A 6845-nucleotide genomic window follows, 5' to 3' on the forward strand; every position below is an offset into this window, starting at 1 on the left:
TGCCCATGACGACGTCTCACGATTGCGGATCCATCACCGATCGGCGCCCGACGTTGAGCAAGCAAGAGGCGATCGACATCCTGCTCTCGCGGGTCCAGCCAATCGCCGGCGCCGAAACCATCCCGACCGAGACCGGGCTCGGACGCGTACTGGCCGCGCCGGTGAGGAGTGACATCGATGTCCCCGGCTGGGACAACAGCGCCATGGATGGCTATGCCATCCGCCAAGCCGATCTGGACGAATGCGGCGGACGGCTGCGGATCGCCCAGCGCATCCCGGCAGGAACGACCGGCACGCCGCTGGAGCCCGGTACCGCCGCGCGCATCTTCACCGGCGCGCCCGTACCCGAGGACGCCGACACCGTGGTCATCCAAGAGATCTGCGTGCGCGAGGGCGAGACAGCCGTCATCCCTCTGGACGCGAAGGCGGGGACGAACATCCGTCGCGCGGGCGAGGACATTCGGGCCGGCGCGGAGGTGATCCCCGCCGGCGCCCGCCTCGCCCCCCAACATCTGGGACTGGCGGCCTCGATTGGGGTCGCGCAGCTGAGGGTCCACCGCCGCCTGCGGGTCGCCGTCCTGGCTAGCGGCGATGAGCTGACAATGCCGGGCGAGCCGCTGGGGCCGGGACAGATCTACAACTCCAACCGCTACACGCTGAAGGGCCTGCTTCAGGGGCTGGGCTGCGAGATCCTGGACCTGGGGATCGTCGCGGACACCCTAGAGGCCACGATCGACGCCCTGGCCAGTGCGGCGCGGGAGGCAGACCTCATCGTCGCCAGCGGCGGTGTCTCGGTGGGCGAAGAAGATCATCTCAAGCCGGCCGTCGAGCAGCTTGGCAGTCTGGATCTCTGGAACATCGCGATACGCCCCGGCAAGCCGGTCGCCTTCGGACGGGTCGGCGAGACACCCTTTTTCGGAAGCCCCGGCAATCCGGTGTCGCTGTTCGTGACCTTCTGTCTCTTCGCCCGCCCGCTCATCCTGCGCATGCAGGGCATCACCGGCGACCTGACGCCACGCGCGCTCAGGCTTCGCGCCGGCTTCGACTGGCTCAAGCCGGACAAGCGCACCGAGTTCCATCGGGCGCGGATCGCGACCGGCGAGGATGGCGAGTTGGAGCTGGCGGTCTACCCCAGCCGCTCCTCGGCGGTCCTGTCCTCGGTCGCCTGGGCGGACGGTCTGATCGAGATCGCGCCCGGCCAGGTGATCCAAGCCGGCGACCGGGTCGATTTCATTCCCTTTGCCAACCTCTTCCAGTGAGCGCACTGCCACCATGATCCGCATCCTCTATTTCGCACGTTTCCGCGAACAGCTCGGACTAGCAGACGAAACGCTGCCCCGTCGGCCTGGCATCGAGACAGTCGCCGACCTGCTCGCCCAGCTGCGTGCTCGCGGCGGGGTTTGGGCCGAGACGCTGCCCGAGGGCGAGCGCCTGATGACGGCCGTCAACCAGGAACTCGTGCGCCCCGACACCGCGATTCGTGACGGCGATGAGTTGGGGATCTTTCCGCCGGTCACGGGGGGATAGCAAACCCAGGCGCCCTTGAGGAGACTGCAACCTAAGTAGTGCCTGGGCGGAAACTTTTTTTCGCTATTTGAATCAATTTGTTATAATCTGACCCCCTTTATCGAAGAATGCACGAAATCCGATTCGATGGGATCATATGCGTTCTATAACCCATTGATCTTTCGTTGCGACCACCCGACTTCCGGCCCCTGCGCAGCGCGCGGCGGGCTGAATTGCAGCTAAGGCGAACTCCGTAAATGACCTTACCCAAAAGGCGCGGGTCGGTAGGATGGGCAAAGTCCGCACTCGGGGCTTGAGCGTCACTTCGGCGCTGGACGGACGTGCCCATCTTGCAAAGCGCTGAGTTGGGATGATGGGCACGCCCCTTGACCCTCGGCACTCCGAAAGATGCTCATCGCCAGGGCTTTGCCCATCGGGATCGGAACTGCGGGTCTGTTGTTTCCCGGAAATCACCTAACTTCGTGCTCCGTTTCCCGCCATGCTCCAACTCGGCGAACAGGATATTGCCGCCATTGAAATCGATCACCGCTCGCGTGACGACATCCCCCGTATCCTGCGTGGCTTGCAGTATATTTCCACGGAAACGGAAATCCGCCAGCGGGTCTTCGCCATCCTGGCGGAAGTGCTCCCGGGGCGGGCGGATGGCGCAGGATCGGTGAGCGCGCAGACCGGCCGCCCCGGCTTGGTTCATCCCTCCGAACCGCAGATCGGGCATTCCGGGTCCGGGTGCAGTCGCAGTGTGCGCCATTCTATGGTCGCGGCGTCGAGCAGCAGGAGCCGGCCAAAGAGCGGGGTGCCTAGTCCGGTCAGGATCTTGATGGCCTCGGTCGCCTGAATGCTGCCGATGATGCCGACCACGGGTGCGAGGACGCCGTTGACCGAGCAAGTTTCATCCTCGTAACCGTCGCGCGGATAGAGGCACTGATAGCAGGGACCGCCGGGGCGTCCGCTGAAGGCCGTCACCTGTCCTTCGAGCCGGATCGCGGCGCCAGCGACGAGCGGGACGTGCGCGGCGAAGCAGGCCGCATTGACGGCGAAGCGGGTGGCGAAGTTGTCGCAGCCATCGACGACTAGGTCGACCTGAGCGAGCAGGTCCGGCAGTCGCCCCTCGGTCAGGGGCGGCTTGATGGTGATGAGTTCCACCAGTGGATTGATCGCCTGGAGGCCGATCCGGGCGGATTCGGTCTTCGGCAGACCGATCCGGTCGGTTGTATGCAGGATCTGACGCTGCAGATTGGAGAGATCGACGGCATCGAAGTCGGCCATATAGAGTCGGCCCACACCAGCAGCGGCCAGATACATGGCGACGGGCGAACCGAGACCACCGAGTCCGATCACCAGCACGCTGGACGAGGCAAGACGCTCCTGACCCTCGATGCCGAATTCGGGGAGAAGGATCTGTCGGCCGTAGCGGAGCAACTGCTCGTCGGTCATAATCGCCCGCTAACCGAGTTCTAGGGTAATGGATGAAGCGCAGCGCATCCACCGAACGCTTGCGGTCAATGGCAAGGTGGCTGGTGGATGCTGCGCATCTGTGATTCGGGTCCTTTTTTGAGGTGACGGAGCATGCACCTTGATCCACCCGCCATTCGGACCATTTCCGCACCGCTGTACTAGCCGACTGCCGTTCAATGGTGATTGGCCGATTGCCCCATGCACGCACCCCGACTGGCTGCTGCCCCGATCATGGGGATAGTCGTCCAAGAGCGCCTTCAAACGCGCCGGATCGCTCCCGCGTGCAACATTGGTCAGATCGAGCACGACGACCGCTGGGCGTACAGTTGGCACCATTTCGGGGTCCGACAACGATTCCTTCATTTTTAGGCTGCAAGGTAGCCTACCATGTTTTGCAGCTTCGACAGTCGTCTGCGCAACGTCGTTTTGGCCATTCCGAAGACCAGACCTGCCATCCCAGGGCAATCGCATCACGATTCACTAAACCCCGCCCAGAGCGGGATGCGTGATTTTTTTATGGTCGTCTGAATCCCGTGCCTCGCACACGGTTCGCAGGACCCTTACCCGAACGACTAGAGTGAGTAGTGTATGCTTGAGCTGGATCTCGCGAAGTGGAGCCAAACCCCCGAGGATCTGCGGGCTGAGGCGATGACGGCCGAGCACGCGCGCACCCGCGAGCGGTTTTTGGCGTTGTACGCGCTAACCCAGCAGGGGCGAGGGGCCTCGGCGGCCGCCCGCAGTGCGGGGCGTCTCACCTGCAAACGTTGATCCGTTGGGTGCATCGAAGGCAGTGCTCAATCGGGCCACCACCGCCCCGCGCGAGGCATTCGTCGCGAAGCTGCAGCCCCTGCTGGAGCAAACTTTAGGTCCAGAGCCCCCCTTGCTGGTCTATCTCGATGAAGCCCACATCCACCAAGCGGCCGATCTTGGCTATGGCTGGGCACCGATCGGGGAGCGCTTGTGGATCGCCTCCCACACCCCGGGGCTCTCGGCGAAGGTAAGCTTCTACAGCCTCTACTTCTATAACGCCGGGCAAGTTGCGACCTGGGACTTCCCGTGCGCTAACACCGAGGGGTGGTGGATGTCGCCTCGCGCGGCCAGCGGCGCATCGGCAGAGCCGTCTTCCCTGCGTGCGCTTTGCGCCTTGAGGGTTCCACTTCCTGAGATTTGAGATCACTCCCGCCAGCGCCCGGCAGCAGCGTCATCTGACGCCCGGGCCTCGACCCAGCGCTCGCCGTCTTCACCCTGCTCTTTCTTCCAGAAGGGCGCCCCTGTCTTGAGCGCGTCGATCAGGAATTCGCAGGCGCGGAAGGCCTCGCCGCGGTGCTGGCTGACCACGCCGACGAAGACGATGGGGTCTTGTGGCTCCAAGGGCCCGACACGGTGGATGAGGCTGAGCCCCTCCAGGCTCCAGCGGCAAGCCGCCGCGTCGGCAATCTCGCGCAGCGCCTTCTCTGTCATTCCCGGATAGTGCTCCAAGGTCATGCGGTGGACGCGCTTGCCATCATTGAGATCGCGCACCAAGCCAACGAAGGTCACGAGGGCACCAACCCTTGGGTTTCCGCGACAAAGCGCAGCTTGCTCGGCGGCGGTGTCGAATGGGTCGGGCTGAACGAGGATGCGTGTCGTCAAGGCTCACTCCGAAAGACAGTCTAAGCTTTGAAGATAGCCCCGCTGGGGCGGTTCTGGAGAAGGGTCAATGGCACATCCACTCTCTTGGTGGCGGCTGGCAGGCATCTGGTTCCTGAGCATCGTGTTGGGCGTGATGCCTGGATTCGCAACGGCGGACGCGCCGAATCCACCCGGCGGTCGCGAGGTCCTTGCGATGGACATCGAGGGCGCCATCGGACCGGCGACCGCCAGCTATGTCCAGGAATCGGTCGCGCAAGCCGAGGGGCAGAGCGCCGCGCTCCTGGTGATCCGCATCGACACCCCAGGCGGTCTCGACACCATGGCTGTAAAGGTTGCAAAACGTGTAGGCGAAACGTGTAGGCGCGTAACCGCCTGATTTACCTGTTTTCCGCTGCCTCGAATCCGGTGCTGAACACCGGAGCATCGCCTGGGAATCAACTTAAGACGCTGCTTATTTCTACGTTGTGACTTTACCCGCCGACTCAAGAAGCGGAGATGTCGTGCCAGGCCACTGATTTAGTCCGAAGTTCCAGCCGATGCGAAGCGTTATGCGCTTGATCCTGCTCGTGTTTCGAGAGAGCCTGGGTGTATGCGTCTGGCTACAGGCGGATCTACTGGATCAGATCAGACGTGACTGAGGTCCTTGTGATGGCGCACGGCATCCGCGCTGCCGACCTGCTCGACGGGCAGTGGGGTGCGAATGACATCGAGTCCATCGAGCGCCGCCTCTTCAGCGACTTTGTCCTCATCGATGTGAAAGGCGAAGTGCTCGGTTGCGATGTCGAGCACCAAGTGCTTGGCCATCCTCTACTTGTTGATGACCCGCCCGACGCGCACGCCGATCTTGTCGCAATCCTCCAGGCGAGCGTTGGCGACCATCTGCCGCACCTGCTCGAGCTGCGTGCAGGTCGCCTCCAGCAACTCACGGCGCTTGGCCGCACGCTGTGCGGCGAGTGCCGGATTGCGGCACACCACCAGACGCCCGCCGGGGAAGTCCTCATGGGTGCATTCGTAGAGATCGACCTCATCGAAGAGATCCATCTAGATCACCCCGTCATCGACCAGCCGACGAATCGCCCCGCTCTTGAGGGCGGTGATCCAGCCGACCCCGTCACGACCGATGCGGTGATCGAAGGCAGAATCACCCCTGTCTTCAGCAGCGAGACCCTGGCTGAGCTGCAGGATGTGCTTGCTCGCCCGCGGCTCCAACGCTTTCTTACCCGCGCTGCGATCCGGCCAGAGGCCCTGCTTGCAAGGCTTGCCTTGATCGCAGATCTGGTCACGCCTGGGACCGTCACCGAGCACATTCGGGACCCCAAAGACGCACCGTTCGTGGCCCTGGTGACTACCCGGCCGGCGCCGGATCTCATCGTCACCGGCGACTCCGATTTCGAGCGCGACCGCTACGGAGGCGCCCCGGTGGTTTCCGCCTCAATGCTGGCAGCGGTCCTGGCGAACCAGCAGGGCCGCATCCCCTGACACCCGCGGCACGACGAATGGCGGAAAAAGCTGGCGGACGTCATCCGGCGCCGGGTCCGTGGGGCTGAGTTCCCGGCCCATTGGTGCGACCAGTCGAGGCAGCACCTCCTGCTGCCGTGACTGGTCAAACCGACACCACGCTCTCGGGCGTAGCGCAGCACCACTATGCGATCAGCACGCGTCGTCACCGAACTCGATCTCGAACGCGACGTCGCCCAACCTCCATCGGCTCTGGATGTCTGCGCGGGCCTGCCGATCACGCACCATTATCCGTGGTGCGTCCCCTATTTCCACGTGCTCGATGTTCTCGGCCAGCGCGTTGGGATGTTCGTGCTCGCGGCCGGTGTCGTGGCCTTGGTCGGGACCTTTTTTCAAGTGTCGGAGCGCTGGCTGGTTGGCCGCAGTCTGAGGTGGTTGCCGGACGCCTTGTCTGCGCCTGTCGTCGCCGGCCTTATCGCCGCCGTGGTTGCAGCGAGCATTTGGATCCTTGGGGGGACAACCTCCGCGATGCTGGATCTGGAGGTACAGCAAGAGATCAGCGTCGTCCTCCGCGACATCCCCCTTGGACTGACCGGCGGCCTGCTCGGCGGAGCAGTGACGGGAATCCTGCTGGAGCTATACTCGCTATAGCAATAAAATGCGATTTTTATAATTACTATATTGCCGATCGCTTGTAGTCATCTTATTTGATAACTAGGCATCCTTGTACAGTCAAAGCTTTGGTTGTGCGGAGGCAAGAGCAATCTCTGTCT

Annotated in this window: 11 protein-coding genes and 1 pseudogene; 8 read left to right on the forward strand and 4 right to left on the reverse strand. The window is 63.2% G+C overall.

Going from position 1 to position 6845, the window contains the following annotated elements; all coding sequences use genetic code 11:
• The first annotated feature begins 5 nt into the window (after positions 1-5).
• The 3 genes and pseudogenes from G3480_RS10400 to G3480_RS28310 all read left to right on the forward strand — a co-directional run.
• Positions 6-1259, forward strand: coding sequence for a molybdopterin molybdotransferase MoeA (locus tag G3480_RS10400; protein WP_164653822.1), 1254 nt, complete (start codon positions 6-8; stop codon positions 1257-1259).
• Positions 1260-1272: 13 nt separating this feature from the next.
• The gene (gene moaD, locus G3480_RS10405; RefSeq protein ID WP_164653823.1) at positions 1273-1527 is read left to right on the forward strand and encodes a molybdopterin converting factor subunit 1; all 255 of its coding nucleotides are present in this window, start codon (positions 1273-1275) and stop codon (positions 1525-1527) included.
• Positions 1528-2005: 478 nt separating this feature from the next.
• Positions 2006-2212, forward strand: a pseudogene (locus G3480_RS28310) (ISNCY family transposase); the annotation flags it as partial.
• Positions 2213-2214: 2 nt separating this feature from the next.
• Here G3480_RS28310 and G3480_RS10415 read toward each other — a convergent pair.
• The gene (locus G3480_RS10415; protein ID WP_164653825.1) at positions 2215-2961 is read right to left on the reverse strand and encodes a HesA/MoeB/ThiF family protein; all 747 of its coding nucleotides are present in this window, start codon (positions 2959-2961) and stop codon (positions 2215-2217) included.
• 609 nt (positions 2962-3570) lie between these two features.
• Between G3480_RS10415 and G3480_RS10420 the strand changes: the two genes are divergently transcribed.
• Positions 3571-3750 carry a hypothetical protein gene (locus G3480_RS10420; protein ID WP_164653826.1) on the forward strand — a complete coding sequence of 60 codons (180 nt, stop codon included), beginning with the start codon at positions 3571-3573 and terminating at the stop codon, positions 3748-3750.
• Positions 3751-3754: 4 nt separating this feature from the next.
• Positions 3755-4153: a hypothetical protein gene (locus tag G3480_RS10425; RefSeq protein WP_164653827.1), complete on the forward strand. Its 399-nt coding sequence runs from the start codon at positions 3755-3757 to the stop codon at positions 4151-4153.
• Between the two features lie 2 nt (positions 4154-4155).
• Here the strand turns inward: G3480_RS10425 and moaE are convergent, their stop codons facing one another.
• On the reverse strand, positions 4156-4614 hold the full coding sequence (moaE, locus tag G3480_RS10430; RefSeq protein ID WP_164653828.1) for a molybdopterin synthase catalytic subunit MoaE: 459 nt from the start codon (positions 4612-4614) through the stop codon (positions 4156-4158).
• Between the two features lie 67 nt (positions 4615-4681).
• Between moaE and G3480_RS10435 the strand changes: the two genes are divergently transcribed.
• Positions 4682-4990 (forward strand): Clp protease/crotonase-like domain-containing protein, encoded by a 309-nt coding sequence (locus tag G3480_RS10435; RefSeq protein ID WP_164653829.1) that lies wholly within the window; start codon positions 4682-4684, stop codon positions 4988-4990.
• Positions 4991-5238: 248 nt separating this feature from the next.
• On the opposite strand, the gene G3480_RS10440 is transcribed toward G3480_RS10435, so the two are convergent.
• Both G3480_RS10440 and G3480_RS10445 read right to left on the reverse strand, forming a co-directional pair.
• Complete coding sequence (locus G3480_RS10440; RefSeq protein ID WP_164653830.1) at positions 5239-5418, reverse strand: hypothetical protein; 180 nt, start codon at positions 5416-5418, stop codon at positions 5239-5241.
• A 3-nt stretch (positions 5419-5421) separates the two neighbouring features.
• Positions 5422-5655, reverse strand: coding sequence for a hypothetical protein (locus G3480_RS10445; protein ID WP_164653831.1), 234 nt, complete (start codon positions 5653-5655; stop codon positions 5422-5424).
• Between G3480_RS10445 and G3480_RS10450 the strand changes: the two genes are divergently transcribed.
• Together G3480_RS10450 and G3480_RS10455 are read left to right on the forward strand one after the other, a co-directional pair.
• Positions 5614-6093, forward strand: coding sequence for a putative toxin-antitoxin system toxin component, PIN family (locus G3480_RS10450; protein ID WP_164653832.1), 480 nt, complete (start codon positions 5614-5616; stop codon positions 6091-6093). The two genes, G3480_RS10445 and G3480_RS10450, sit on opposite strands and share 42 nt — an antisense overlap.
• A gap of 165 nt (positions 6094-6258) precedes the next feature.
• Complete coding sequence (locus tag G3480_RS10455) at positions 6259-6723, forward strand: hypothetical protein (protein ID WP_240905738.1); 465 nt, start codon at positions 6259-6261, stop codon at positions 6721-6723.
• The last annotated feature ends 122 nt before the right edge of the window (positions 6724-6845 follow it).

The organism is Thiorhodococcus mannitoliphagus (assembly GCF_010915725.1).
GTDB lineage: Bacteria > Pseudomonadota > Gammaproteobacteria > Chromatiales > Chromatiaceae > Thiorhodococcus > Thiorhodococcus mannitoliphagus.